This is a genomic window from Streptomyces olivaceoviridis (genome assembly GCF_014650115.1).
In the GTDB taxonomy this organism is placed as follows: domain Bacteria; phylum Actinomycetota; class Actinomycetes; order Streptomycetales; family Streptomycetaceae; genus Streptomyces; species Streptomyces olivaceoviridis.
Genome location: NZ_BMUI01000003.1, coordinates 21,979 through 47,321 on the forward strand (window position 1 = coordinate 21,979; position 25,343 = coordinate 47,321).

Here is a 25,343-nt window from a genome sequence, read left to right on the forward strand (position 1 = left end):
GCGCCTAGTCTCGTAGACGGCACCGGCACGGCACCGCACCCCTCGGACTCATAGGAACCCCTTCGTGGCAGGACGTTTCCCCCAGCGGCCCACGCGTACGACCGTGCGCGGCGGGCATGTCGCCGTGCCCGCGGGGGCCGCCGCCGGGATACCACGGCAGGCGGTCGCGCCCGCGCGGGTACGGCGGTGGGTGCCCAAGGGGCCGCTGGACCTCGGGCTGACCCTCGGGCCGCTGCGGCGCGGTCCCGCCGACCCGACGTTCCGGGCCACGGCCGACGGCTCCGTGTGGCGGGCCTGCCGTACGCCCGCCGGGCCGGGGACGCTGCGGGTGCGGGCGCAGGGCGATGAGGTGCTCGGCGAGGCGTGGGGGCCGGGTGCCGCGTGGCTGCTGGAGCAGTTGCCGGAGCTGCTCGGTGCCGGTGACGATCCCGAGGCGTTCGTGCCGCGGCACCGGCTGGTCGCGCTGGCGTGGCACCGGCGGCCGGGGCTGCGGCTGACCCGGACCGGGCTGGTGCTGGAGTCGCTGATCCCGTCCGTGCTGGAGCAGAAGGTCACCACCGACGAGGCGTACCGGGCGTGGCGGCGGCTCGTCCGGAGGTTCGGGGAGCCGGCGCCGGGCCCCGCGGGGGTCGGCGAGCGGCCGATGTGGGTGATGCCGGAGCCGCGGACCTGGGCGCTGGTTCCGTCGTGGGAGTGGCACCGGGCCGGGGTCGACGACAAGCGGGCGTCCACGATTCTGCGGGCCGTACGGGTCGCTGCGCGGCTGGAGCAGGCGGTGGGGATGCCGGCGGACGAGGCTCGGGCGCGGTTGGAGGTCGTGCCGGGGGTGGGGCCGTGGACGTCGGCGGAAGTGGTGCAGCGCAGTCATGGGGCGGCGGACGCGGTGACCGTGGGGGACCTGCATCTGCCCGGGATCGTGGGGTGGGCGCTGGCGGGGGACCGGGAGGCCGACGATGCGGAGATGCTGCGCTTGCTTGAGCCGTATGCCGGGCAGCGGCATCGGGCGGCTCGGTTGATCCTGCTGAGCGGGCACGTACCGGCGCGACGTAAGCCGAAGATGCGGCGGGTGGACATCGGGTTGCTGTGACCCGGCGCGGTCTGGGCAACCGGCCTCGCTTGCCGGCGCCGGCGGGGTGCCTCTCCCGGAGGGACCCCCAGCCCACCCGCAGCGGCACGACTGCCCGCAGCTACACGGGTACGGGGCTGGCCGTAGAACGGCGCACGGCACTGTGCGGCCGACGGCGGTGCAGTTCCCCAGGGTCGCGGGGAACTGCGCGGGTGACCCACCACGGGCCGCGGACGACCTCCGGCGGCTTGCACCCTGGCGGGCCGACGGCATCCGGCGGGTGGGGCCCCTGGCCAGTCGACGGCATCCGGCGGGTGGGCCCCCTGGGCGACGGGGGTCCGGGGGCGTACCTCCATGGGCGGCGGCCGAGGCTCCGGGTGCCCTCTACTGGTCGGAAGAGAAACGCACCGCTCCCGCCGGGATCCGGGCATCGCACCAGACCCGCGCGCCGTCGCGGAGCTCGTTGTCGGCGCCCACGATCGCCCCGTCGCCGATGACCGTCCCGGTGAGGACGGAGCGTTCGCCGACGCGGGCGCGGGTGCCGATGAGGGAGTCGGTGATGACGGCGCCGGGTTCGATGACGGCGCCCGGCAGGATCGTGGAGCCGAAGATCCGCGCGCCCTGCGCCACGAACGCGCCCTCGCCCACCACCGTGCCGCCCGTCAGCTTGGCGTCGGGCGCCACCGTGGCCGTCGGCAGCACGAGCTGGTCGCCGCAGCGGCCGGGGACCGCCGGGGACGGGGCCCGGCCCAGGACCAGGTCGGCCGAGCCGCGGACGAAGGCGGCCGGGGTGCCGAGGTCCAGCCAGTAGGTGGAGTCGACCATGCCTTGCAGATGGGCGCCGGCCGCCAGGAGGCCGGGGAAGGTCTCGCGTTCCACGGACACCGGGCGGCCCGCCGGGATGGTGTCGATGACCGAGCGGCGGAAGACGTACGCCCCCGCGTTGATCTGGTCGGTGACGATCTCCTCCGGCGTCTGCGGCTTCTCCAGGAAGGCCAGGACGCGGCCGGTCCCGTCCGTGGGCACGAGCCCGTAGGCGCGCGGGTCCGTCACCTGCGTCAGATGGAGCGAGACGTCCGCGCCCGTCGACTCGTGGGTGTCCACGAGGGCCCTGATGTCCAGCCCCGTCAGGATGTCCCCGTTGAAGATCAGCACCGGGTCGTCGGGGCCGGAGTGCAGTCGGGCGGCGACGTTGCGGATGGCTCCGCCCGTGCCGAGCGGCTCCTCCTCCGTCACGTACTCGATGTGCAGGCCCAGCGCGGAGCCGTCGCCGAAGTACGGCTCGAAGACCTCGGCCAGATAGCTGGTGGCGAGGACGATGTGCTCGACGCCCGCCGCTCGCGCCCGCGCCAGCTGGTGGGTGAGGAACGGCACCCCGGCGGCCGGGACCATCGGCTTGGGTGTGTGCACCGTGAGCGGCCGCAGCCGGGTGCCTTTGCCGCCGACCAGGAGGATCGCTTCTGTCACCTGTCGTCTCTGCTTCCTGCCGGGACCGGCCGAACTACTCGTCACACTCGTTTCGGCCGGTCAGTGTATGCAGACCGTGCGACGACGCCCTCGATGGCCGCGCGGTGTCCCGCGAGATCGGCGTGCGGTTTCCCCCGACCGCCCCCGCTCGGGCCTCAGCGCCCCTGGTAGCCCGCCGCGCTGGAGCGGGCCGTGCCGAGCTTGGCGTAGAGCCGCTTGCCGGGGCACTCGGTGGCGAACCCGTCGCGATGGCCGGAGATCACGTTCAGCCGTACGTTCTTCCCCTTGGGGTAGAGATTCCCACCGCCCGACGTGAGATATGTCTTTCCCCTCGGATCGACCCCATAGAGCCCGAGCTTCCACGCGGTGAGCCGGGCGATGGCCTTCACCGCGGCGCTCGACGGCTTGGTCGCGCCGTACGTGCCGATCACCGCGATGCCCATGCTGTTGGTGTTGAACCCGAGGGTGTGCGCGCCGAGCACCGCCTTGGCGACGCCCCCGGCCCGGCCCTCGTAGAGGGTTCCGCACTTGTCGACGAGGAAGTTGTAGCCGATGTCCCGCCAGCCCATGCTCTTCACGTGGTAGCGGTAGATACCGCGGATGACGGAGGGGGCCTGGGCACAGGTGTACGCGTTGCCCGTGGCGGTGTGGTGGACGAAGGCCGCCTTGATCTTCTTCGTGTGGACGAACCCGCGCTCGCGCAGTGACTCGTCCGCGCCCCAGCCCCGGCGCGTGACGATCCGCGGGCGCGGCCCGATGTACGGCTTCCCCCGCACCGGTCCCTGGAGGCGGGTCAGCTCCTGTTCGGTGGCCGACCGGTCCCGTTCCGGGATCGCGGTGGCGCCGAACCCGGTGATGTCCGCGTTGGCGGCCGAGGCGGCCAGCGCGGCCTCCGTGTCCAGGGCGGTACGGGGCGGGTCGTCGCCGCGCGGGTTCCCGGGCAGCCCCTCACCGGTCATCCGGCCCTGGCCGCCCCCGGGATCCACCAACTCCAGCCGCAGCCCCGGCGGCAGCGACGCCCCCGGACCGCCGGCCCGCTCCCCGGACGGGAGCCCGGTGCCGTCCCCGCGGCCCGGCCCGGCCGCCCGCACCCGCACGTCCACACCGTCGGAGTCCCCCACCCACAGCGGCGCCGTCGCCCCGCGCACCCGCCGGGACGAGCCCTCCTCCGTGTCCGGGTCGGCGCCGTGGTCGGCGTGGTGCGCCTCGACGTCCTGCCAGCCGGACCACTGCCCCGTCACGGCGGACCGGGTGCGCACCCGCACCTGTCCCCGCAGTTCGGTGCCCGGGTCGTCCCAGACCACGCCGACCAGCGCGAACCGGTCGAGGCCGGTGCGGTACAGCCCCTGTTCCGGGGCTCCGCCGAGGACCCGCTCCCGGGAGAGCGGGACGAGCGGCAGCGACCGGGTGCTGCCCGGGACCGCGGCCTGACCCCAGCCGGTCGCGGTGGTCACGGCGGTCGCAGCGGTCGCGGCGGAGACGGGCGCGGTCGCGGCGGTCGCGGCGGAGACGGGCGCGGTCGCGGCGGTCGCGGGCGCGGTCGCGGCGGTCGCGGGCGCGGCGGGAGCGAGCGCGAGGGCCGTGGCGAAGGTGAGGCCGATCGAACAGGTGGCGAGCGGGGAGACGCCAGGACAGGAGGTGAGGAATCCACGCATGTGCATGATCTTGGACATAGCCATACATATCTGTCCATCCATGAACTGACGGCCTGTCGGGAGACGTTCCGCCGAACCGGTGGCCCCACCGCCCGCCGCGCACGCGCGCCCGCGCGTACCCTGTCCCGGGTGAACGCCACCGATCGCACCCCTGCCGACCTGCTGACTTCCGCACTCGCCGCGGATCCCGGCCGCCCGCTGGTGACCTTCTACGACGACGCCACGGGCGAGCGCGTCGAACTGTCCGTGGCCACCTTCGCCAATTGGGTGGCCAAGACCGCCAACCTCCTCCAGGGCGACCTCGCCGCCGGACCCGGCGACCGGGTCGCGGTGCTGCTGCCCGCGCACTGGCAGACGGCGGTGTGGCTGCTGGCCTGTTCGTCGGTGGGTGCGGTCGCGGACGTCGCCGGGGACCCGGCGGCGGCCGACGTCGTCGTGAGCGGGCCGGACTCGCTCGACGCGGCGCGCGCCTGCACCGGTGAGCGAGTGGCGCTGGCGCTGCGGCCGTTGGGCGGGCGTTTCCCGCAGACTCCTCCCGGGTTCATCGACTACGCCGTGGAAGTCCCGGGTCAGGGCGACCGGTTCGCCCCGTTCGCCCCGGTGGATCCGGAGGAGCCGGCGCTCATCGTCGCCGGGCGGGAGTTCAGCGGGGCCGAGGTCGTCGAGCGGGCCGCTTCCGAAGCGGGGGCGCTCGGGCTCACGGGTCCCGGGTCACGGTTGCTGTCGGGGCTGCCGTACGACACCTGGGAGGGGCTGAGCGCGGGGCTCTTCTCGCCGCTGGCCGTCGGCGGGTCGGTGGTGCTGTGCCGGAACCTGGACCGGCTGGACGAGGAGGCGCTCGCCAAGCGGGTGGAGAGCGAGAGGGTGACCACGGTGCTGCGCTAGGTCCCGTCCCCGAACCCCGCCTTCCGGGCGGTGCCGTCACCCGACTGGAGCAGCAAAGGGCGCCTCCCCCTCCCCCGCCCCGCCATCGTCGTAAGTGCAGGACGCGCCGCTCGTACGCCATGAGGGGATGGCCCTACCGTGACCGACACCGCAGGCAAGCCCGTCGGTCCCGGTCCGGGGGCGGGGGCCTCCGCGACCGGGGACGGGCTGATACGGCGCCGGCGGCGGCGGTGGGGGCGGAACTCCGCGCTGGGGGCTGCCGTACTCCTCGTCGTGGCCGCGGGTGCCGGGTGGGCCGTCTACGCGAGGCTCAGCGCCAACATCACCGCCGACGAGGCCGCCGCCGCCGAGCTGGCGCGGTTCGAGCGGGAGCGGCCCACCGCGCTGGTGCGGGACGCGCAGAACATCCTGCTGATCGGGTCCGACACGCGGGCCGGGGCCGGCAACGGCAAGTACGGGAAGGACGCCGGCACCGAGCGGTCGGACACGACGATCCTGCTGCACCTCGCCGCCGACCGGCACAGCGCCACCGCCGTCTCGCTGCCCCGGGACCTGATGGTGGACATCCCGAGCTGCGGGCAGAAGGACGGCAGGCGCAGCGATCCGGTGTTCGCGATGTTCAACCACGCCTTCCAGGTGGGCGGTTCGGCGTGCACGATCCGGACCGTCGAGAAGCTGACCGGCATCCGGATCGACCACCACATGGTCCTGGACTTCAGCGGGTTCAAGGAGATGGTGGACGCCGTCGACGGCGTGCAGGTGTGCCTGAAGGAACCGGTGGACGACAAGGCGGCGAAGCTGAAGCTGCCCGCGGGGAAGGTCAGGCTCGACGGGGAGCAGGCACTCGGGTTCGTCCGCGCCCGCAAGTCGCTGGGGAACGGCAGCGACACCGAACGCATGGAGCGGCAGCAGCGGTTCCTCGGCGCGCTCGTCAACAAGGTGCAGAGCATCCTGCTGAACCCGGTGAAGCTGTATCCGGTGCTGAACGCGGCGACCTCCTCGCTGACCACCGATCCGGAACTGGCAAGTCTGGGCGGTTTGTATCAGTTGGTGCGTGGACTGCGTGACATCCCCAGCGAACATGTCCAGTTCCTGACGGTGCCGAGGGAGTCGTACGTCTACGACGCCAACCGCGATCAACTCGTGGAGCCGGAGGCCGAGACGCTGTTCGCCCGGCTGCGGGCCGATCGCCCGGTCGTGGTGACCCGGGAGAACGCACAGGAAATCCCCGGGCAGGACACGGGGTCCGGCACGGCGGACGACCCCTCGCCCGCCCCGACGTTCCGCGGGAGGACCGCCGCCGAACAGACCTGTGAGTGAGCCGCGCACCGGGGTGGTGAACTGCCGTTCAGAAAATCCGTTCAGAAAATGAGGGGGATTGCCCGGTTGTAGGCATGTCGAATTTGTCACCAGCGTCGCTCGACGCTCAACTGGGCGGATAGTGTGAGCGATCCGGTGCACCTGGCCGCGAGGTCCGACCTGGGGTCGTGCACTGTTTCACCGAGACCCGAGCGCCTTGGAGGGGGAAGGCGCCGCGTGGCCCCGACGGAGGATTCGGACAACCGTGGACGCGCAAGGCCGTGGGCGGGCGGACAACATCGACCCCGCAGACCAGTGGGTGCTCAATCCGAACACCGGCGAATACGAACTGCGACTGAGCCCTTCCGCAGCGCAGTCGCCGGTTCCCGGACCGCGCAGACCGTCCCCCCGGGACGGCGATGACGCGGCGGGCGGCCGTGCCCGGCAGACGGCCGGTGAGGACCGGCAGACGACCGGCAAGGACCGACAGACGCCCCGGGCGCGCGGCGCCGAGGTGCCGGCTCCGCGCTCGGCCCGGCGCCGGGGCGCCGAGCCGGAGGCACCGCAGGGCAGGCGCGCCTCCCGGCGGCCGGTGAAGAAGAAGTCGACGGCGAAGAAGGTGCTGCTGTGGACCGGCGGGTCCATGGCCTTCGTACTCGTCGCCGTGTCGGCCGCCGGCTACCTCTACATCAAGCACCTGAACGACAACATCACCTCCGTGTCGGACGACGGCGCCAGCACCGGCGGCTTCCGCAAGGACGAGGCGATCAACATCCTGGTGATCGGCACGGACAAGCGCACGGGCGCGGGCAACGAGGGCTACGGCGACTCGGGCAGCGTCGGGCACGCCGACACGACGATCCTGCTGCACCTCTCCAAGGACCGGTCCAACGCCACCGCGCTGAGTATCCCGCGCGACCTGATCGTGGACGTCCCGGACTGCCCGACCGAGCAGGAGGACGGCACCACCAAGGTCATCCCGGGCTCGCAGGGCGTCCGCTTCAACGAGAGCCTCGGCCAGGACGACCGTACGCCGAGCTGCACCATGCGCACGGTGACCGAGCTGACCGGGATCAAGCCGGACGACTTCATGGTCGCCGACTTCAACGCCGTCAAGACGCTGACCGAGGCGGTCGGCGGCGTCGAGGTGTGTCTGGCCAAGGACATCGACGACCCCAAGTCGCATCTGAAGCTGTCCGAGGGCAAGCACACGATCTACGGTGAGCAGGCGCTGGCGTTCGTGCGCACCCGGCACTCCGTCGGCTTCGGCGGCGACCTGAGCCGGATCGAGCTCCAGCAGCAGTTCCTGGGCGCGCTGATGCGCAAGCTGAAGGGCAACGCCACGCTCACCAGCCCGACGAAGATGGTGAAGCTGGCGGAGGCGGGCACCAAGGCCCTCACCGTCGACGACAAGCTCAAGGACATCGGCAAGCTGAAGGACCTGGGTCTGGAGCTGGGCAAGCTCAACCCCAAGAACCTGACCTTCACCACGGTGCCGGTCGTGGACAACCCGGCGGAGAAGATCCACGCCACGGTCGTCCTCAACGAGTCGAAGGCTCCGGCGGTCTTCGACGCCATCAGCAACGACGTCTCCTTCACCGACGTGAAGAAGAAGGAGAAGGCGGCGAAGGACGCGCAGGCCGCCCGGCTCAAGGGCACCAAGGCGCCCGCCTCCGAGGTGCGGGTGCGCATCCTCAACGGCGGGGCCCAGGCGGGCAGCGCCCAGGCGGTGCTCAACTGGCTCCAGAACGACGAGGGCGTGACCAAGTCGGAGAACGCGGGCAACGCGCCCGCCGAGTTGGCCAAGACCACGCTGGAGTACGGTCCCGACCAGGCGGCCCAGGCTCGCCGGCTGGCCGCGATCATGGGCCTGTCCGGGGCCGCGCTGAAACCGGGCGAGAGCGTGACCAACTCCCAGGGGCTGCCGGCGATGACGCTGACCCTGGGCAAGGACTTCAAGGGAGCGGGGGTCTCCCTGACGGCGCCGACGAAGGCGCCGGACGTGGACAAGTCCACGGCAGACAAGGTCAAGTGCGCCTCGTAGGTAACCCTATGGGCCCGTCAAGCGTCTAACCGGACGCGGGACGGGCCCGTTGCTTGGCGCAAGGGTGGGGAGGGCAGGGAGTTTGGCGCAGAGCGAGGTGCGCGGGGAGGCTCCGGCGGTCGAGGACACGAAGTCGCTCGCGCCGAAGAACTCGGACGCGCCGGCGCGTTCCGGCCGGCACGGCAGTGGACGTGGCGGCGGACGGCGGACGGGTGGGCCGAAGACCGAACGGCGGCGCAGACGGCGGGTGCTGCGCTGGTCGGCCACTGTGCTGGCGGTGGTGATACTCGGCACGGCCGGTGCCGGATATCTCTACTACCAGCATCTCAACAGCAACATCGAGAAGGGCAAGCGGGCCAACGGCGACGACTCCAAGGCGCACAGGACCCGCCCGAACGCGGCCGGCCAGACCCCGCTGAACATCCTGCTGATCGGCTCCGACAGCCGGAACTCCAAGGAGAACGTGAAGCTCGGCGGCAGCAGGGACCACGTCGGCGACCCGCCGCTCGGTGACGTGCAGATGCTCATCCACCTCTCGGCGGACCGCAAGAGCGCCGCCATGGTGAGCATCCCGCGGGACACCCGGGTGGACATCCCCGAGTGCACGGACCCCAAGACCGACCACGTCTATCCGGCGACGAACGACATCATCAACGTCAGCCTGGCCCGCGGTGGGGCCGGCTGCACCCTGCTCACCTGGGAGAACCTCACCGGGGTCTACATCGACCACTGGATGACGATCGACTTCGCGGGCGTGGTGCGGATGGCGGACGCGATCGGGGGTGTCGAGGTGTGCGTCAACCAGAACGTGTGGGACCACTCGACGCCCCGCCAGCGCGGCGGCTCCGGCCTGAAGCTGAGGAGGGGTTCGCACCAGGTGAAGGGCGAGCAGGCACTTCAGTGGCTGCGCACCCGGCACGCCTGGGGCAGCGACCTGATGCGGGCCCGCGCGCAGCACATGTACCTGAACTCGATGGTCCGCACGCTGAAGCAGCAGAACGTGTTCACCGACACCGGCCGGCTGATGGACCTGGCCGACGCGGCCACCAAGTCCCTGAAGGTCTCCGAGGAGATCGGCACGGTCAAGAAGCTGTACGACCTGGGCATGGAGATGAAGTCGGTGCCGACCGACCGCATCACCAGCCTGACGATGCCCAACATCCCGGACCCGCAGGACCCGGACAACCACGTCGTACCGGACGAAGACAAGGCCGCCAAGGTGTGGCAGATGCTCCAGGACGACGTGCCGCTCGACAAGAACGGCGGGGACTCCGGGCCGAAGAAGGACACGGGCAAGGACGAGCCGGCCAAGAAGCCCTCGCTCGACGCGAGCCGGCTCGGGGTGCTGGTGCAGAACGCCACCCGGACCGGCACCGAGGCCCCGGTGCCGCAGCGGGCGTCGGCGATCGGCCAGGTGCTCGTGCAGAAGGGCTACGCGCGGGCGCAGGCCGACACCTCGGGGAGCCTGGCCGAGGACAAGACGGTCGTGCGGTATCCGAGCGCGGACCTGGAGGGTGACGCCCAGGCGGTGGCCAAGGCGCTGGGCATCCCGATGAGTTCGGTCAAGAAGTCGACCGACGTGTCGGGGGTCACCGTCGTCGTCGGCGCGGACTGGCGCTCGGGCAGCAGCTACCCCAAGCAGTCCCAGCCGGAGGCGGGCGACCTGCCCGAGGGCACCGACGCCGTCAACGCCTCGGACAAGGGGGACTGCATGGACGTGTACGGGCCCTACCAGTGGTAGTGACGCCCCTGCGCGCATGAAGGGGCCCCTCCCGCGCGGGAGGGGCCCCTTCGGGTGTCCGTCAGGCGGCGGCGTCCACGACCGCGGGCCGCCGGGAGGCGATGACCCTCTTCGCCAGGGACTTCGGGCTGGTCAGGAAGCCCCAGCCCCACGACATGTGCATGGTGGCGAGGGCCACCGGGATCTGGAGCCGGGCCTTCGGCCGCAGCCCCTTGCCGGCCGGGACGGAGCCCGCGGCTATCGCGGCCAGGTAGCCGCCGGGGATCACGAGGCCCCACGGGGTCAGCGCCGCGCCGACGACCAGACCCGCGGCTATCGCGCACACCGCCGTCGGCGGCGCCAGGTAGCGCAGGTTGATCGAGCCGGAGTGGTAGCGGGCGACGACGTGCCGCCAACGGCCGTAGTCCTTGTACTGCTTGGCCAGCGCCCGCACCGACGGCCGCGGCCGGTACGACACCTTCAGCTCGGGCGAGAACCAGATGAGCCCGCCCGCCTCACGGATGCGGAAGTTCAGCTCCCAGTCCTGGGCGCGGATGAACTCCTCGTTGTAGCCGCCCTGCTGCTCCAGCGCCTCGCGGCGGAAGACGCCGAGGTAGACCGTCTCGGCGGGGCCGGCCTGGCCGCCGGTGTGGAACGCCGCGTTGCCGACGCCGATCTTCGAGGTCATCGCGGCGGCCACCGCGTGCTCCCAGTCGGTCTCCCCCTCGGCGTGCATGATGCCGCCGACGTTCTGCGCGCCGGTCTCCTCCAGGAGCCGCACGGCGGTCGCGATGTAGTTCGGCGAGAGCATGCCGTGGCCGTCGACGCGGACCACGATGGGGTGCCGGGAGGCCTTGATCGCCGCGTTCAGCGCCGCGGGCGTGCGGCCGGTCGGGTTCGGGACGGTGTGCACGCGCGGGTCTTCGGCGACCAGCTCGGCGGCGATCTCGTCCGTGCGGTCCGTGGACGGACCGAGGGCGATCACGACCTCCATCTCGCCGGCGTACTCCTGCGCGAGGATCGCTTGGACGGCCCCGCGCAGATGCCGCTCCTCATCGAGGACGGGCATGATCACGGACACTGCGGGGAGCCGCACGTCGGGCTTGGCGTTCATAGGGGCCTCACGTTACCGCGAACGGGGGATACGGGTGCGCGCCGCCGGGCCTGCGACGCGGGCTGGAGATCGTATCGGCCTACTGTGCTCACGGATCCCACGTACGGCCTCGTCCGGAGGTGTCCCCCTTGCCCAGCCCGCCCCGGTCCCCCTCCCCCACCGCCAGAAGCGTGGGAGGGGCTCCCAGCCCGCAGCGCCGCCCGCGGTCACCCCGCCGGGTGCCGCGCCCGCCCGAGCGGCGGGTACGGCCGGTCCGGCCGCCGCGGCGGCCACGCTGGGCCATGCGGGCGGTCACCACGCTGTCGGTCGTGGTGCTCGCCTCCGCCGGGATCGGGCACGCGGTGGTCGCCAGCCTGGACGCGGGCATCGCCCGGATCGACGCCTTCAAGGACATGAAGAACCGGCCCCGGGCCGGGCACGGCATGAACGTCCTGCTGGTCGGCACCGACGGCCGCGACAAGCTCAGCGAGCGGGACCGGCGGGCCTACCGGCTGGGCGGGGCACCCTGTCACTGCACCGACACCATGATGATCGTGCACATCGCGGAGGACCGGGAGCGGGCCACCGTGGTGAGCCTGCCGCGCGACTCCTACGCCGAGACGCCCGCGCACGTCGACCAGAACACCGGGCAGCGGCACGGCCCCCACCCGGTCAGGCTCAACGCGGCCTACGCCGAGGGCGGCCCCCAGCTGACCATCCGCACGGTCGAGGGCATGACCCATGTGAAGATCGACCACTATCTGGAGGTCGACTTCACCAGCTTCATGAGGACCGTGGACGTCCTCGGCGGGGTCAAGGTGTGCACGCCGACGCCGCTGAAGGACCGGTACACCGGACTCGACCTCGCGCCCGGCACGTACACCCTCCGGGGCGGGCAGGCGCTCCAGTACGTACGGGCCCGGCACGTCGACGGTGCCAGCGACCTGGGCCGGATGAAGCGACAGCAGCGGTTCCTGGCCGCGCTGCTGGACAAGGCGACCTCCTCCGGGGTGCTGCTGAACCCGATGCGGTTCCGGGACGTGACCCGGGCGGTGCTCGGCTCGGTCCGCGCCGACGCGGGCTTCGGCACCGACGAGCTGCTCGACCTCGGCCGCGCGATGCGGAACTTCTCGCCGTCCTCGTCCGAGTTCACCACCGTCCCGATCGGACGGATGGACTACCCGGTCAAGGGCATCGGCTCGACCCTGAAGTGGGACCTGCCCAAGGCGGAGCAGTTGTTCGGGGCACTGCGGGACGACAAGCCGCTCGCCGATCGGCAGCCGCGCCGTGACCCGGCGCGGACTCCGGTGCCGGTGGAGGTGTCCCCGGACACGATCCGGGTCCAGGTGGCGAACGGCAGCGGCACGGTGGGGCTGGCCAAGCGGGTCGACGCGGCACTCGCGGCGACCGGCTTCGCCACCACCCGCCGGCCGGTGACCGCGCCCGCCCGGGTGGCGCGCACGGTCGTCTTCTACGACCCCCGCTGGGACCGCTCCGCCCGTTCCCTGGCCGCGGCGCTGCCGGGCAGCGAGCTGCGGGCCGTGCCGGGCCAGGGACCGCTGCTGAAGGTGACGGCGGGCGCGGAGTTCACGACCGTGCGGAAGGTACGGTTCGACGACCCGGCGCAGCCGGAGCAGAGCGTCGTACGGGGCAACGAGGTGACGTGCTGAGCCCGTCCCCCAGCCCTCGGATCGGTCCCCGGATCAGTCCTCGAAGCCTTCCGCCGCCCGCTTCTCCCGCAGTTCCCGGATCGCCCGGCGGCGGGCCAGGCGGTGGGTGCGGCGGATCTGGGCCTCCTGGTAGCGGCGGCGGTCGCGCTCGGTCTCCGGTATCACGGGCGGCACCCGGCGCGGCTTGCCGTCGGCGTCGACGCCCGTGAAGACCAGGTAGGCGGAGCCGACCTGGGTGGCCGGGTCCGACTCGTTCCAGCGCTCGGCGAGGACCCGGACGCCGATCTCCATCGAGGTCCGGCCGGTCCAGTTCACCTGCGCCTTGACGTGGACCAGGTCACCGACGCGGACCGGCTCCAGGAACACCATCTCGTCCATGGACGCGGTGACGGCGGGACCGCCGGAGTGCCGGCCGGCCACGGCGCCCGCCGCGTCGTCGACGAGCTTCATGATCACGCCACCGTGCACGGTCCCCAGCAGGTTGGTGTCGTTGTGGGTCATGATGTGGCTGAGGGTGGTGCGCGAGGCGGACGTGGGTTTGCCCGGGATGTCCGGTTCCATCGCCGGATCCGTGTCCGTGACCTGGTCTGTCATGCCCCCTACCTTATGCCGAAGCCTCTTTCGCGGACTTTGTGTCGGGTTCGCAACAGCGAGGCCCTGATTTCCCGACATCCCTTGTCGAGCACATGGCCGGGCCCTGCACACTGGGGCGCATGAATGACTGGCCCGAGGGATGGTCCGACGACAACCGCGGCCCGCGCTACGGACGCGGCAGTGCCGGCGCACAGCCGGAGGGGGCCCGCGTGATGCGTCAGGTGCGGCGCGGCCCGGCGGTACCGCCCGGACCGCGCTCGGCGTACGGCGACCCCGGCCCGGCGGCGCCGCCGCACGGGGCCGGTGTGCCGCGACAGCCGTCGTACGTCGACGGCCAGGGGCACGAGGAAGGCGCCGGCTACAGCGACTACGACAGCGGCTACAACACCGGCCAGGTCTACGGCGGCTCCGGCGGCCGGGGTCCCGGCGGTACGGCGGGGGCGCCCACCCGGGCGCCGCGCCCCGCGCCGAACTGGCGGCGCCGGATCAAGTGGACGGCGATCACGCTGGCGACCGTGCTGGTCGTCACCTCGATCGCGACCTACTTCTGGGCCGACTCCAAGCTGCGCCGCGAGGTCGACCTGTCGAAGGTCATCGACCGGCCGGAGGGCGGCGACGGCACGAACTACCTGATCGTCGGCTCGGACAGCCGTGAGGGCATGTCCAAGGAGGACGAGAAGAAGCTGCACACCGGCGGCGCCGAGGGCAAGCGCACCGACTCGATGATGATCCTGCACGTCGGCGGCAACGGCGACACGCTGATCTCGCTGCCGCGCGACTCCGACGTGGTGGTCCCGTCGTACCAGGGCTCGACGTCCGGGAAGACCTACCCGGCGCAGGGGCGGCACACGAAGCTGAACGCCACCTACGCCGAGGACGGGCCGACGCTGCTGGTCCGCACGATCGAGGCCAACACCGGACTGCGCATCGACCACTACGTGGAGATCGGCTTCCAGGGCTTCGCCGGCATCGTGGACGCGGTGGGCGGCGTGGACATCACCATCGACAAGGGCTTCAAGGACAAGTGGTCGGGCGCCGACTTCAAGGCCGGCAAGCAGACCCTGAACGGCCAGCAGGCGCTCGCCTTCGTCCGTACCCGGCACGCGTTCGCCGCGTCCGACCTCCAGCGCACCAAGAACCAGCAGAAGTTCCTGGCCGCCCTGGCCCACCAGGTGGCCACCCCCTCGACGATCCTCAACCCGTTCAAGTTCTACCCGACCATGAGCGCGGGCCTGGACTCCCTGATCGTCGACAAGGACATGTCGCTGTGGGACCTGGGCTCGATGTTCTGGGCGATGAAGGGCGTCAGCGGCGGTGACGGCACCTCGATGAACATGCCGATCTCCGGCTCCGTGGGCGGCAACCTCGTCTGGGACAAGGCCAAGGTGAAGACCCTGGTGGACGAGCTGAACAACGACGAGAAGGTCACCGTCTCCGGCAACTGACGTCGTCACGCACCGGTTTCGAGGGCACCCCGCGGGGTGCCCTCGGCCGTGCCGGGGTGGGCTCACATGCTGGCGCCCGCCATCGCCCGGCAGGTCTCCGCGCAGCGGCGACACGCCTCGGCGCAGCGCATCATCATCTGGTCGTCGGGCATGGACATACACGCCTCGGCGCACATGTCACAGGCCCGCGCGCAGACGGCGCACATCTCGCCGGCCATGGGCGAGCGCCGCATCATCATGTCGGCGCACATGCGGGTCGTCTCGGAGCAGTCCATGAGCGCGCGCATGATCTGCATCTGCGCCTGGCCGCCCTGCTGCATGCAGGAGCTCATGGCCTCCTCGCAGATGTTGTGGCAGTCCATGCAGGCGTCGATGCAGTCCTGCATCTGCTGCGTGAGGGCGGGCATCATTCCGGACCGGGACTGGGACTGGGTCATGGCTCCTCCTCGGAGGCATGCGGGACCCGGAGCGGGCCCCGTGTGCTTCCGTCCTACGCCGGGGAGCGACGTCCCGCATGTCGGATCACGGCAGGTTGCGGGCCATGACGATGCGCTGGACCTGGTTCGTGCCCTCGTAAATCTGGGTGCTTTACAGGCCGTACGGCTGCGACCTGCATGAAAGATCCCTTCAGAGGGGGTCTCCCCAGGATTTCCCCAGGATCACCGGGGCAGCGGAATGCCCCCGCCATGCGCCACGGGGGAAGCACACGACGGGGGCCACCGAAGGACCGCTCAGGCGGTCAAGCCGGGGTTGAAGTACCCCGGTGTTCGGAACAGGCCCGTGAAGGTGTCGGGGCCGTGCCGTTCGTCCAGCCACGCTCCCAGCGCCGTCACGTCACCGCTGATGATGGCCGCGAGAAGGTGCGTGTGGCACTCGACCTCTTCCCCAGGGGCGAACTCCTCAAGGAAGTGCGCGTACCGGCGATTGACGCCCTTCTCGTAACCGCTCAGAGCCGCCGCGTACCGCGTCTTCTCTTCGCTCCCCACCACCCCCGCCGCGCGCCTGGCGTCCTCCTCCGTCAGCGTCCCGGTCACGTCCCGGAACGCAAGCGCGCCAAGAAGGTCTGAGGGCTCGGCCACGCCGGAGCGTTCTGCCGTCTGCCGGGTGATGGAGCGCGCCTCTCTGTCGCACGCACCTTCCATGACGATTCCGAGGTTCCGCGTGTGGTGGCTTCCACGCTGGTCGACAGCCGAGTAGGGCTGTCCGGTGGTGCGGCGGTAGTTGATTCCGTACTGAGTGCGGACGGGCATCCCTGCCACTTCCACGTACCGCCGACGCGACCCGTAGTGAAGGCAGTCATGCGCGTACGCGCGCAGAAGATCGAGAAGGGCCAGCTCGGGGCACTCGGGATTTCGGCGTTCCATGGGCCCGTACATGGTGATGACGGCCAAGGCACCGACTCGCGAGGATTCGCAGCCGACCAACACACGGTCAAGCGGCAGCATCTTCGTCAGGCCGTACCCGGCGTACCGGCGTTTCGCGTTTTCGACGCCCGCATGGAAAGAGGTGGTGTCGATGCCATCCGCCGCCCACCGACTGAGCATTTCCGACAGCGGCCGGAACACGTGTGCAGGGTGCTTACCCGTGAGCGCGGGCGCGTCCATGCGCATGGCCGCCAATGCCGCCATTGCCTTAACGCCGGTCACGGACTCGTTCGGGGCGAGTTCCGTTAAGTCGCCGCGCCCGCCTTGATGAGCTGGATGTGAGACTCTTGCATGCCCTCCGGGAGCGCGTCCGGGCTGAACCATTTCGCCTCCAGAATTTCGAAGCCGTCGAGCTTGAGAGTTCCACCCACGTGAAGCGCTTCGTAGGCGATTTCCACGCGGAGTTTGTAGCCACTGGTTACTTGAACCAGTCGTCCCGGAACAACTTCAAGACCAGTTTCCTCCCGGACCTCTCGAACGATGGTCTTAGGAAACTCTTCGCTCTTGATCGCGTAGCCGGTCGGAAGTCCCCATGGCCGGTCTGCGGGCCACATTCGGTGCTTGAGGAGCAGGACTTCTCCCGCCTCGTTCCGCACTACGCCCGTAACGCCGATCATGAATTTGGCGTGCGCAAACCATAGGACACGCCATTGCAGAGGGCCGCGAATGAGTTTCCACACTCCGGCAATGATTCGCTTCATACGCACCCTTTCGATAGGGCAAGCGCGTCGGGCGCTTGCTGTACCTGACTCAACCTATGCCGTGGGGTGCGGGTCACGCCCAGGCTTTGCCTGCTCCGTCTCTAGGCGGCGATTCCTCGCGCGACAATCAGCGCGACAGTCACGACCCACGCAAGCCAGGCGACAGCGGCCAGCGAGCCGCGTAACGCCCTCACGCCGACAAGCACTCGGCGCACGACACGGTGCGCTGCCACTCGGTCAGCTTTCCGACAGCACCGCAAACCGGCTTGCCCTCGTCGTCCAGGGCGTGGACGGTCTTCAGGTCTTCCCCGACCGTTGCCGTGATCGGCCGGACGGGTGCCAACAGTTCTTGATCAGTACTCACTGCCATGCTCCGGGCTCGAATCGGTACGACCGCTCGATGTGTTCTTGGTAGGTGAAGTGGCCAGGGTTTGCTTTGAAGTGGTCAGCCGCCCATCGCGTGCCGTCCGTGGGATCTGCGCTGTCGACGCTCGCCTGTCCGCACGCCTGACACTCCATGGTGTGCAAGGTCGGCTTGTCACGTTCCGGCGTCAGCGTGTGCTCACGGAACCGGAAGGTGGCGCGGGCCATCACGCGCCCCTCCGCTGGGCGCACCGTTCACACCGAAACGGGCACGGTGGCAGGGAGTTGAGCGGGAACGTGATCACGCCGGACACCGGGTCAAGGGTGCCGCCGTACTCCTCCCACCAGCCGTCATCTGCGCGCCGTTCCGAGCCGTCAACGAGGCTCACTAGTTCAGGCTCGGGCAGAGCGTTCACACGGGTACTGGTGCGCCTCGCGGGGGCCGTCACGCCTCACCCCCGGTCAGGCACTTGATGCACGCGTCCGGCCGGCCGTTGGGTTCCACATTGAGCACTGTCGTCTACCCCTTGGCTGGTTGGTGGCCAGGCCCCAGACGATCGCGCGTCGCGGGGTCCTGTTTGTGCCTGCCTACTGAACCGATTCCGCGCATACTTGGGGCAGTTGACCAGCGTTGACTACGATGGCAGTCAACAGTCAACGGGAGCTGCACCATGATCGACTTTGGGTCTCAGGTACGGACGGCACTCAAGGAACAGGGAAAGAGCCTGCGAGGTGCAGCCAAGGAACTCCATTACGACGTTGCCTATCTGAGCCGGGTACTCAACGGGAAACAGGCCCCCTCACCCGAGCTGACGCAACTCTTTAAACGAATACCTCGGCCTATCTCTGGATGCAGAAGACAGCAGTTCCCATGACGATGAGATGGACGCTTGGGAATTGTCCCGGCGCGTACAGGCTAGCGACGTAGGGAATGCCACCCTTGAGCGTCTGGAGCGCGCATTTGACGGTTTAGCTATGGCTTACCCCAAGGCCAAGCCGGAAGACTTACTGAGGCAGGTGCGTAAGTATTCTGCCTATGTTGGAAAACTTCTTGACGGCCGGAAGACGCTTTCAGAGCATCGTCGGCTCCTAGTGGTCGGGGGTTGGCTATCCCTGCTAGGCGCTACGGTCCATATCGACCTTATGCAAGACGACGCCGCTACGGCGCGACTTGAAACAGCCGCAACGCTTGCTAAGGAAGCCGGACATCGTGAAATTGAAGCGTGGTGCTATGAAACTGAGGCTTGGCGAGTCCTCACCGATGGGGATTACGTCCAAGCCGTCGACCTCTCACGAGTCGCGCAAGAAATAGCGCCCGCCAACGGCTCCGCAATCATCCAGGCAACAGCGCAAGAGGGCAGAGCGAGCGCACGGCTAGGAAACGGAAGAGACACCTACTCAGCAATTGAACGAGTACAGGCGCTTTCCTCTGCTATCGGCGCCCCCGACACCCCAGAGCATCATTACCGCTATGACCCTGCTCGCATGGCTCGGAGATTCAGCGGCAGAGCCGTACGCAAGAGAAGTAATCAAGAGGCTGAGCCCGAGCGATGACGTAAGCCAGTGGCCACGACGTGTAGCTAGCGCGAATATCGATCTGGCTCTGGTTCTCCTCAAGGAAAACCGGATGGATGAAGCGTGCAATTCTGCCCAGAAAGCGATTCTGTCCGGAAGGGTAGTTCCGTCAAATCATTGGCGCGCACTGGAAGTCGTCAAGGCGGTAGAGGCTCGAAAACTGCCCGAGAGTGCAGACCTGCGGGAGGCATACCAAAACCTCAAGGCCATTGAGAAGGGAAAGGTACTGCCCCGACCCGCGTAGGGTCGGGGCAGTTGCTTTGATTGCTTAGAGCAGGGCGAGGAAGGGATTCGCGTCCCTGAGCGATTCCGGCCGCTTCGGTTCGGGCTTCGGAGCCGGGGGCTGCTCCGGGGCCGGGCGGTAAGCGTCCAGCCGGACAACTCGTGCGCGGTTCTGCTCGCACTCCGCGCTTGCCGGCCGCACCTCTGCGTGACGTGAAGTGTTCCCGTTCTGCTCACCCTCTGGCTGGTGGCTCTCGACAAGGCCGGGGTGGCCTACTGCAAGCCTCACAGCTTCCGGCACTACTACGGGTCCCGTCCGCTGTACGCGGGCGTCCCTGAGAACGACGTGGCCGACTGGATGGGTCACAGCAGCACGGACGTCCTGCGGGAGCACTACCACTACATCTTTGAGGGAGCGGAACAGCGCGGCCGGGCGGCCATCGCCTCGATGCTGACACCTGGAGCCGACGACCCGACGGAGCGAGAGCAGACCGAGGTGGCCTAACGGCCCCCACGCGAACGGCCCCCGGCGATGCCGGGGGCCGTTGTTTGTTTCCGCAGGTCAGATCGCCTTCTAGCCTCATCGCCAGCCCAGGATTTCCCCAGGATGACGCCCAGGAGCGGGCCGAAACGGGCTCCGACAGGCCGCAAGTCGTGACCGGCTCTCCGAGCCGTCGAAACGGCATCTGACCTGCAAAGCCCTGCTAGGGAAGGTTCCTTGCCATCACGATCCGCTGAACTTGGTTCGTGCCTTCATAAATCTGGGTGATCTTGGCGTCGCGCATCATGCGCTCGACCGGGTAGTCACGGGTGTAGCCGTAGCCGCCGAGGAGCTGGACGGCGTCGGTGGTGACCTCCATGGCGACGTCCGAGGCGAAGCACTTGGCGGCGGCACCCAGGTAGGTGAGGTCGGCGTCACCGCGCTCGGAGGCGGCGGCGGCCTGGTAGGTGAGGGCGCGGGCCGCCGAGATCTTCATGGACATGTCGGCGAGCATGAACTGGATTCCCTGGAAGTCGGCGATCGGCTTGCCGAACTGCTTGCGCTCCTGGACGTAGCCCTTGGCGTAGTCGAAGGCGCCCTGGGCGACACCGAGGGCCTGGGCGGCGATGGTGATGCGGGTGTGGTCCAGCGTCTTCATGGCCGTCATGAAGCCGGTGCCCTCGTCGCCGATCATGCGGTCGGCGGGGATGCGGACGTTGTCGAAGTAGACCTCGCGGGTCGGGGAGCCCTTGATGCCGAGCTTCTTCTCCGGGGCGCCGAAGGAGACGCCCTCGTCCGACTTCTCCACGACGAAGGCGGAGATGCCCTTGGAGCGCTTCGAGGGGTCCGTCACGGCCATGACCGTGTAGTACTCGGAGACGCCCGCGTTGGTGATCCAGCGCTTCACGCCGTTGAGCACCCAGTGGTCGCCGTCGCGGACCGCCTTGGTCTTCATGCCGGCCGCGTCGGAGCCGGCCTCCGGCTCGGAGAGGCAGTACGAGAACATGGCGTCGCCCTTGGCGAGCGGCGTCAGGTACTTCTTCTTCAGCTCCTCGCCGCCGGAGAGGATCACCGGGAGCGAGCCGAGCTTGTTCACGGCGGGGATGAGGGAGGAGGAGACGCAGGCGCGGGCCACCTCCTCGATCACGATGACCGTGGCGAGCGCGTCGGCGCCGGCGCCGCCGTACTCCTCGGGGACGTGCACGGCGTGCAGGTCGTTTGCTACGAGGGCGTCGAGGGCCTCCTGCGGGAAGCGGGCCTCCTCGTCCACCGCCGCGGCGTACGGCGCGATCTTCGCCTCGACCAGGGAGCGGACGGCGTCCCGGAGCATGTCGTGCTCCTCGGACGGGCGGTACAGGTCGAAGTCAGCCGATCCGGCCACGGTCTCTCACGCTCCAAAGACGCAGTGATACTGACGCTAATTACCGTTAAGTAACTGAATTTTAGAGCCCCCGTGTGAACCCGCCTACGTGAGCTTGGTGACAGCGGGGAAACTGCCCGCCGAGCGGCCCGACTATGCTCAGGCACCGCATGACCGAGCAGGACCGACGGACCGGAGCTGGAGCGCACCCCATGAGCCTGAAGATCACCGTGATCGGCACCGGCTACCTCGGCGCCACGCACGCCGCGGCCATGGCCGAACTGGGCTTCGAGGTGCTGGGCCTGGACGTCGTACCCGAGAAGATCGCCATGCTGGAGCGCGGCGAGACGCCGATGTACGAGCCGGGGCTCGAAGAGCTGCTGCGCCGGCACGTGGCCGGGATCGAGGGGTCCACCGGGCGGCTGCGGTTCACCACGGACTGGGCCGAGGTCGGCGCCTTCGGCGATGTGCACTTCGTGTGCGTGAACACCCCGCAGAAGCACGGCGAGTACGCCTGCGACATGAGCTACGTCGACTCCGCCGTCGCCTCCCTCGCCCCGCATCTGCGCGGCCCCGCCCTGGTCGTCGGCAAGTCGACCGTGCCGGTAGGCTCCGCCGACCGGCTGGCCGCCTACCTGGCCGAGCACGCCCCGGCGGGCGGCGACGCCGAGCTGGCCTGGAACCCGGAGTTCCTGCGCGAGGGGTTCGCCGTCCAGGACACCCTGCACCCGGACCGGATCGTCGTCGGTGTGCGCAGCGAGCGCGCGGAGAAGCTGCTGCGCGAGGTGTACGCGGGCCCGGTCGGCGAGGGCACGCCGTTCGTGGTCACCGACTTCCCGACCGCCGAGTTGGTGAAGACGGCCGCGAACTCCTTCCTCGCGACCAAGATCTCCTTCATCAACGCGATGGCGGAGGTGTGCGAGGCCGCCGGCGGTGACGTGGCGAAGCTCGCGGAGGCCATCGGCCACGACGACCGGATCGGCCGCAAGTTCCTGCGGGCCGGCATCGGCTTCGGCGGCGGCTGCCTGCCCAAGGACATCCGGGCGTTCATGGCCCGCGCGGGCGAGCTGGGCGCCGACCAGGCGCTGACCTTCCTGCGCGAGATCGACTCCATCAACATGCGCCGGCGCGGCCAGATGGTGGAGATGACCCGGGAGGCGCTCGGCGGCGGCTCCTTCCTCGGCAAGCGGGTCGCGGTGCTCGGCGCCACCTTCAAGCCGGACTCGGACGACGTCCGCGACTCGCCCGCGCTGAACGTGGCCGGCCAGATCCACCTCCAGGGCGGCCAGGTGACCGTGTACGACCCGAAGGGCATGGAGAACGCCCGCAAGGTCTTCCCGACCCTGGGCTACGCCGGCTCCGCGCTGGAGGCCGCCCGGAGCGCCGACGTCGTCCTGCACCTGACCGAGTGGCGCGAGTTCCGCGAGCTGGACCCGGTGGCGCTCGGCGAGGCGGCGGCGGCCCGGGTGATCCTCGACGGCCGCAACACCCTCGACCCGGAGCTGTGGCGCCGGGCCGGCTGGACGTACCGCGCGATGGGCCGCCCCAAGGCGTAGGCCCCCGAGGCCCGTATGGCGACGCCGGTTCGGCCGAGGCTCAGTCGGCCGAACCGGCGTCTGTCCGCATTCTGCACCACACCGCCGCCGCTCACGCGCCCTTCGCCCGGTACCTGCGCATCTTCGCGCGCGCCCCGCACACCCGCATCGAGCACCAGCGCCCGCGCCCGGCGGGGCTGCGGTCGTAGTACGCCCAGTGGCAGGTGTCGGCCTCGCACGCCTTGAGCCGGGTCCAGGTGCCCGCGACGAGCGCCTCGGCGACGGCGGCGGCGACCCGGGAGAGCAACGGGTCCGCGTCGGCGGGGGCGAGGCGGGCCGAGCCGTCGTGGTCGTCGACGGCGACGTACAGCGGGGCCCGTGCCAGCAGGGTGCCCAGCGGGGTCACCGGGCGGTGCGGCGGATGTCCGGCGTGCGCGAGCAGCGCGGCCCGCAGCGACTCGCGGAGCTCCCGGGCGCCGGCCAGCCCGTCCCGCGTGATCCCGAGGCGGGCGCGGCCCTCCGGCGTGTCCAGCCCGTCCGCGCCCGACTCGATGTCCAGGGTGTTGACCAGGGACTCGATCAGGGCCAGGGCGCCGGGAGCAACCGATCTCTCGCTCATGCTTGCGACGTTACCCCCTATACGGGAGCATGCAGTAACGGTTACCGGTTACCCGTCTCCACAGGTAACGCTACGAGGAGGTAGTCATGGCTCTCGCCAAGCTCGGCGTCGTCGTCCTGGACTGTCCCGACCCCCGCGCGCTGGCCGGTTTCTACGCCGGTGTGCTGGGCGGCACGGTGGAGGAGCACCCCGCGGACAGCGCGTGGGTGGACCTGAAGGTGCCCGGCGGGACGGCGCTGGCCTTCCAGCGGGCGGAGGGGTTCGTGCCGCCGGAGTGGCCCGCGGCGGACCGGTCGCAGCAGTTCCACCTGGACCTGGTGGTGGAGGACCTGGACGCGGCGGAGAAGGGCGTGCTGGAACTGGGCGCCAAGCCGCTGGACGCGCAGGACCGCGAGCGGACCTTCCGTGTCTACGCCGACCCGGCGGGGCACCCGTTCTGTCTCTGCGCCTGCTGACCCGTCCCGGAGGAGGACCCCATGGCATCCGTGGCCCGTTTCCGCAACGTCGTGCTCGACTGCCCCGATCCGCACGTGCTGGCCGCCTTCTACGCGGCGGTGGCCGGGGGAACCCCGCGGCCGGAGGACGACGACTGGGTCGTGCTCCAGGTGCCGGACGGGCCGCGGATGGCCTTCCAGCGGGCGAAGGGACACACCCCGCCGGAGTGGCCGCGCGCGGACCGCAACGGCCAGCAGCTCCACCTCGACTTCGACGCGGGCCCGACCTGGGCGGACCTCGACGCGGCACACGAGCGGGTGCTGGCGCTCGGCGCCCGCCCGCTGGACCTGGAGGACCGCGAGACGAAGGACTTCCAGGTGTACGCCGACCCGGCCGGGCATCCGTTCTGCCTGTGCCGGATCGAACGGTCGTGACGCTCCGGGAACGTCCGGCCCGGTGATCTCGGCCCTCACCGGGCGGGCGTACCCCGGTCGTCAGTTCTCGCCGCGCGTGCCGTCCAGCGACTCGATCGTGGCGAGGGACGGCGCGCGGGTCGCCTGGAGGTCCCGGGCGACGTCCTCCGCCGCGCCGAGCACACGCACCGCGTTCTGCCAGGTCAGCTTGGCCAGGTCGGCCTTGGACCAGCCGCGGTCCAGCAGTTCGGCGAGCAGGTTCGGGTACCCGGAGACGTCGTTCAGGCCGTCCGGGGTGAACGCGGTGCCGTCGTAGTCGCCGCCGATGCCCAGGTGGTCGATCCCGGCGACCTCGCGCATGTGGTCCAGGTGGTCGGCGACCGTGGACACCGTGGCGACCGGGCGCGGGTTGCGCTCCTCGAAGGCCCGGTGGATCTTCATCGCCTCGGGGCTGGTGTCCAGGGGGTGGAAGCCGTGGGCGCGCAGGTTCTCGAAGGCCACGGCCGTCCAGTCGACGGCGGCCTGGAGCACGAACTTGGGCACGAACGTCACCATCGCCACGCCGCCGTTGGCGGGCAGGCGTTCCAGGACGTCGTCGGGGATGTTGCGGGGGTGGTCGCACACCGCGCGGGAGGAGGAGTGGGAGAAGATCACCGGCGCGGACGTGGCGTCCAGCGCGTCGCGCATCGTCGTCGCCGCCACGTGGGAGAGGTCGACGAGCATGCCGAGGCGGTTCATCTCCGCCACGACCTCGCGGCCGAAGGCGGACAGCCCGCCCACGCCCGGCTCGTCGGTCGCGGAGTCGGCCCAGTCCACGTTGTCGTTGTGGGTGAGCGTCATGTAGCGCACGCCGAGCGCGTACAGGCCGCGCAGGGTGCCGAGCGAGTTGGCGATGGAGTGCCCGCCCTCGGCGCCCATGAGCGAGGCGATACGGCCTTCCCCGCGCGCCGCCTCCATGTCGGCGGCGGTCAGCGCGGGCGCCAGCGCCGCCGGGTAGCGGGCCAGCAGCTGCCGGACGCAGTCGATCTGCTCCAGCGTCGCCGCGACCGGATCCGGCTGCTCGCAGGGCACGTACACCGACCAGTACTGGGCGCCGACCCCGCCCGCGCGCAGCCGCGGCAGGTCGGTGTGCAGCCGCTCGCTCCGGTCACCGGCGATGTCCAGGGCGTCCAGGTCGTAGCCGACCTGCTCGCGCAGTGCCCAGGGCAGGTCGTTGTGCCCGTCGACCACGGGGAACTCGCGCAGCAGCGCGTGTGCTTCGTCCAGGGTGGCCACGG

Annotated in this window: 24 protein-coding genes; 13 read left to right on the forward strand and 11 right to left on the reverse strand. The window is 70.3% G+C overall.

The features are described from left to right. The first annotated feature begins 64 nt into the window (after positions 1 to 64). The gene (locus IE273_RS06585; RefSeq protein ID WP_189814209.1) at positions 65 to 1,087 is read left to right on the forward strand and encodes a DNA-3-methyladenine glycosylase family protein; all 1,023 of its coding nucleotides are present in this window, start codon (positions 65 to 67) and stop codon (positions 1,085 to 1,087) included. A 363-nt stretch (positions 1,088 to 1,450) separates the two neighbouring features. Here the strand turns inward: IE273_RS06585 and manB are convergent, their stop codons facing one another. Both manB and IE273_RS06595 read right to left on the reverse strand, forming a co-directional pair. Further along, on the reverse strand, positions 1,451 to 2,533 hold the full coding sequence (gene manB / locus IE273_RS06590) for a mannose-1-phosphate guanylyltransferase (protein ID WP_189814210.1): 1,083 nt from the start codon (positions 2,531 to 2,533) through the stop codon (positions 1,451 to 1,453). A gap of 155 nt (positions 2,534 to 2,688) precedes the next feature. Next, positions 2,689 to 4,206, reverse strand: a complete 1,518-nt coding sequence (locus tag IE273_RS06595; protein ID WP_189814611.1) for a peptidoglycan recognition protein family protein — start codon at positions 4,204 to 4,206, stop codon at positions 2,689 to 2,691. A 111-nt stretch (positions 4,207 to 4,317) separates the two neighbouring features. On the opposite strand from IE273_RS06595, the gene IE273_RS06600 reads away from it, so the two are divergent. The 4 genes from IE273_RS06600 (at position 4,318) to IE273_RS06615 (ending at position 10,157) form a co-directional block, all read left to right on the forward strand. Then, positions 4,318 to 5,073 (forward strand): TIGR03089 family protein, encoded by a 756-nt coding sequence (locus IE273_RS06600; RefSeq protein WP_189814211.1) that lies wholly within the window; start codon positions 4,318 to 4,320, stop codon positions 5,071 to 5,073. A gap of 138 nt (positions 5,074 to 5,211) precedes the next feature. Then, positions 5,212 to 6,393: an LCP family protein gene (locus IE273_RS06605; protein ID WP_189814212.1), complete on the forward strand. Its 1,182-nt coding sequence runs from the start codon at positions 5,212 to 5,214 to the stop codon at positions 6,391 to 6,393. 244 nt (positions 6,394 to 6,637) lie between these two features. Then, complete coding sequence (locus IE273_RS06610; RefSeq protein WP_189814213.1) at positions 6,638 to 8,416, forward strand: LCP family protein; 1,779 nt, start codon at positions 6,638 to 6,640, stop codon at positions 8,414 to 8,416. An 82-nt stretch (positions 8,417 to 8,498) separates the two neighbouring features. Continuing rightward, a complete protein-coding gene (locus IE273_RS06615; protein WP_229887110.1) occupies positions 8,499 to 10,157 on the forward strand; it encodes an LCP family protein in 1,659 nt (552 codons plus the stop codon). A gap of 61 nt (positions 10,158 to 10,218) precedes the next feature. Here IE273_RS06615 and IE273_RS06620 read toward each other — a convergent pair whose 3' ends face one another. Then, positions 10,219 to 11,250: a glycosyltransferase family 2 protein gene (locus IE273_RS06620; RefSeq protein WP_189814214.1), complete on the reverse strand. Its 1,032-nt coding sequence runs from the start codon at positions 11,248 to 11,250 to the stop codon at positions 10,219 to 10,221. A 128-nt stretch (positions 11,251 to 11,378) separates the two neighbouring features. Between IE273_RS06620 and IE273_RS06625 the strand changes: the two genes are divergently transcribed. Further along, positions 11,379 to 12,899 carry an LCP family protein gene (locus tag IE273_RS06625; protein ID WP_444545919.1) on the forward strand — a complete coding sequence of 507 codons (1,521 nt, stop codon included), beginning with the start codon at positions 11,379 to 11,381 and terminating at the stop codon, positions 12,897 to 12,899. A 33-nt stretch (positions 12,900 to 12,932) separates the two neighbouring features. Here the strand turns inward: IE273_RS06625 and IE273_RS06630 are convergent, their stop codons facing one another. Continuing rightward, positions 12,933 to 13,493, reverse strand: a complete 561-nt coding sequence (locus IE273_RS06630; RefSeq protein ID WP_189814216.1) for an acyl-CoA thioesterase — start codon at positions 13,491 to 13,493, stop codon at positions 12,933 to 12,935. 119 nt (positions 13,494 to 13,612) lie between these two features. On the opposite strand from IE273_RS06630, the gene IE273_RS06635 reads away from it, so the two are divergent. Then, positions 13,613 to 14,938, forward strand: coding sequence for an LCP family protein (locus tag IE273_RS06635; protein ID WP_189814217.1), 1,326 nt, complete (start codon positions 13,613 to 13,615; stop codon positions 14,936 to 14,938). 62 nt (positions 14,939 to 15,000) lie between these two features. On the opposite strand, the gene IE273_RS06640 is transcribed toward IE273_RS06635, so the two are convergent. The 4 genes from IE273_RS06640 to IE273_RS06655 form a co-directional block, all read right to left on the reverse strand. Further along, positions 15,001 to 15,375: a four-helix bundle copper-binding protein gene (locus IE273_RS06640; RefSeq protein ID WP_189814218.1), complete on the reverse strand. Its 375-nt coding sequence runs from the start codon at positions 15,373 to 15,375 to the stop codon at positions 15,001 to 15,003. Positions 15,376 to 15,669: 294 nt separating this feature from the next. Continuing rightward, positions 15,670 to 16,584: a hypothetical protein gene (locus IE273_RS06645; RefSeq protein WP_229887111.1), complete on the reverse strand. Its 915-nt coding sequence runs from the start codon at positions 16,582 to 16,584 to the stop codon at positions 15,670 to 15,672. 23 nt (positions 16,585 to 16,607) lie between these two features. Beyond that, on the reverse strand, positions 16,608 to 17,063 hold the full coding sequence (locus tag IE273_RS06650) for an NUDIX domain-containing protein (RefSeq protein ID WP_189814219.1): 456 nt from the start codon (positions 17,061 to 17,063) through the stop codon (positions 16,608 to 16,610). A gap of 360 nt (positions 17,064 to 17,423) precedes the next feature. After that, complete coding sequence (locus tag IE273_RS06655; RefSeq protein ID WP_189814220.1) at positions 17,424 to 17,654, reverse strand: DUF7848 domain-containing protein; 231 nt, start codon at positions 17,652 to 17,654, stop codon at positions 17,424 to 17,426. A 443-nt stretch (positions 17,655 to 18,097) separates the two neighbouring features. Between IE273_RS06655 and IE273_RS44915 the strand changes: the two genes are divergently transcribed. From IE273_RS44915 to IE273_RS06665, 3 genes are all read left to right on the forward strand, one after another. Next, complete coding sequence (locus IE273_RS44915) at positions 18,098 to 18,301, forward strand: helix-turn-helix domain-containing protein (protein WP_308437028.1); 204 nt, start codon at positions 18,098 to 18,100, stop codon at positions 18,299 to 18,301. Positions 18,302 to 18,897: 596 nt separating this feature from the next. Then, positions 18,898 to 19,245 carry a hypothetical protein gene (locus IE273_RS44920; protein WP_308437029.1) on the forward strand — a complete coding sequence of 116 codons (348 nt, stop codon included), beginning with the start codon at positions 18,898 to 18,900 and terminating at the stop codon, positions 19,243 to 19,245. A 225-nt stretch (positions 19,246 to 19,470) separates the two neighbouring features. Further along, a complete protein-coding gene (locus IE273_RS06665) occupies positions 19,471 to 19,728 on the forward strand; it encodes a site-specific integrase (RefSeq protein ID WP_229887112.1) in 258 nt (85 codons plus the stop codon). Positions 19,729 to 19,927: 199 nt separating this feature from the next. Here the strand turns inward: IE273_RS06665 and IE273_RS06670 are convergent, their stop codons facing one another. Continuing rightward, positions 19,928 to 21,085, reverse strand: coding sequence for an acyl-CoA dehydrogenase (locus IE273_RS06670; RefSeq protein ID WP_268257494.1), 1,158 nt, complete (start codon positions 21,083 to 21,085; stop codon positions 19,928 to 19,930). A 191-nt stretch (positions 21,086 to 21,276) separates the two neighbouring features. On the opposite strand from IE273_RS06670, the gene IE273_RS06675 reads away from it, so the two are divergent. Next, positions 21,277 to 22,620: a UDP-glucose dehydrogenase family protein gene (locus tag IE273_RS06675; RefSeq protein ID WP_189814221.1), complete on the forward strand. Its 1,344-nt coding sequence runs from the start codon at positions 21,277 to 21,279 to the stop codon at positions 22,618 to 22,620. Between the two features lie 91 nt (positions 22,621 to 22,711). Here IE273_RS06675 and IE273_RS06680 read toward each other — a convergent pair whose 3' ends face one another. After that, positions 22,712 to 23,218, reverse strand: a complete 507-nt coding sequence (locus IE273_RS06680) for a CGNR zinc finger domain-containing protein (protein ID WP_189814222.1) — start codon at positions 23,216 to 23,218, stop codon at positions 22,712 to 22,714. Positions 23,219 to 23,304: 86 nt separating this feature from the next. On the opposite strand from IE273_RS06680, the gene IE273_RS06685 reads away from it, so the two are divergent. Then, complete coding sequence (locus IE273_RS06685) at positions 23,305 to 23,673, forward strand: VOC family protein (RefSeq protein ID WP_189814223.1); 369 nt, start codon at positions 23,305 to 23,307, stop codon at positions 23,671 to 23,673. 21 nt (positions 23,674 to 23,694) lie between these two features. Further along, positions 23,695 to 24,087: a VOC family protein gene (locus IE273_RS06690; RefSeq protein WP_189814224.1), complete on the forward strand. Its 393-nt coding sequence runs from the start codon at positions 23,695 to 23,697 to the stop codon at positions 24,085 to 24,087. A gap of 60 nt (positions 24,088 to 24,147) precedes the next feature. On the opposite strand, the gene IE273_RS06695 is transcribed toward IE273_RS06690, so the two are convergent. Next, entirely contained in the window at positions 24,148 to 25,341 is a 1,194-nt protein-coding gene (locus tag IE273_RS06695; protein ID WP_373309314.1) for a dipeptidase, read from the reverse strand. Positions 25,342 to 25,343 lie beyond the last annotated feature (2 nt).

Excerpts from the sequence above, each read along its gene's own strand:
- IE273_RS06630 (WP_189814216.1), bottom strand. The coding sequence starts at position 13,493 with ATGACAGACCAGGTCACGGACACGGATCCGGCGATGGAACCGGACATC.
- IE273_RS44920 (WP_308437029.1), top strand. The coding sequence starts at position 18,898 with ATGACCCTGCTCGCATGGCTCGGAGATTCAGCGGCAGAGCCGTACGCA.
- IE273_RS06675 (WP_189814221.1), top strand. The coding sequence starts at position 21,277 with ATGAGCCTGAAGATCACCGTGATCGGCACCGGCTACCTCGGCGCCACG.
- IE273_RS06620 (WP_189814214.1), bottom strand. The coding sequence starts at position 11,250 with ATGAACGCCAAGCCCGACGTGCGGCTCCCCGCAGTGTCCGTGATCATG.
- IE273_RS06650 (WP_189814219.1), bottom strand. The coding sequence starts at position 17,063 with ATGAAGCGAATCATTGCCGGAGTGTGGAAACTCATTCGCGGCCCTCTG.
- IE273_RS06685 (WP_189814223.1), top strand. The coding sequence starts at position 23,305 with ATGGCTCTCGCCAAGCTCGGCGTCGTCGTCCTGGACTGTCCCGACCCC.
- IE273_RS06595 (WP_189814611.1), bottom strand. The coding sequence starts at position 4,206 with ATGTCCAAGATCATGCACATGCGTGGATTCCTCACCTCCTGTCCTGGC.
- IE273_RS44915 (WP_308437028.1), top strand. The coding sequence starts at position 18,098 with ATGATCGACTTTGGGTCTCAGGTACGGACGGCACTCAAGGAACAGGGA.
- IE273_RS06655 (WP_189814220.1), bottom strand. The coding sequence starts at position 17,654 with ATGGCCCGCGCCACCTTCCGGTTCCGTGAGCACACGCTGACGCCGGAA.
- IE273_RS06640 (WP_189814218.1), bottom strand. The coding sequence starts at position 15,375 with ATGACCCAGTCCCAGTCCCGGTCCGGAATGATGCCCGCCCTCACGCAG.
- IE273_RS06690 (WP_189814224.1), top strand. The coding sequence starts at position 23,695 with ATGGCATCCGTGGCCCGTTTCCGCAACGTCGTGCTCGACTGCCCCGAT.
- IE273_RS06680 (WP_189814222.1), bottom strand. The coding sequence starts at position 23,218 with ATGAGCGAGAGATCGGTTGCTCCCGGCGCCCTGGCCCTGATCGAGTCC.
- IE273_RS06635 (WP_189814217.1), top strand. The coding sequence starts at position 13,613 with ATGAATGACTGGCCCGAGGGATGGTCCGACGACAACCGCGGCCCGCGC.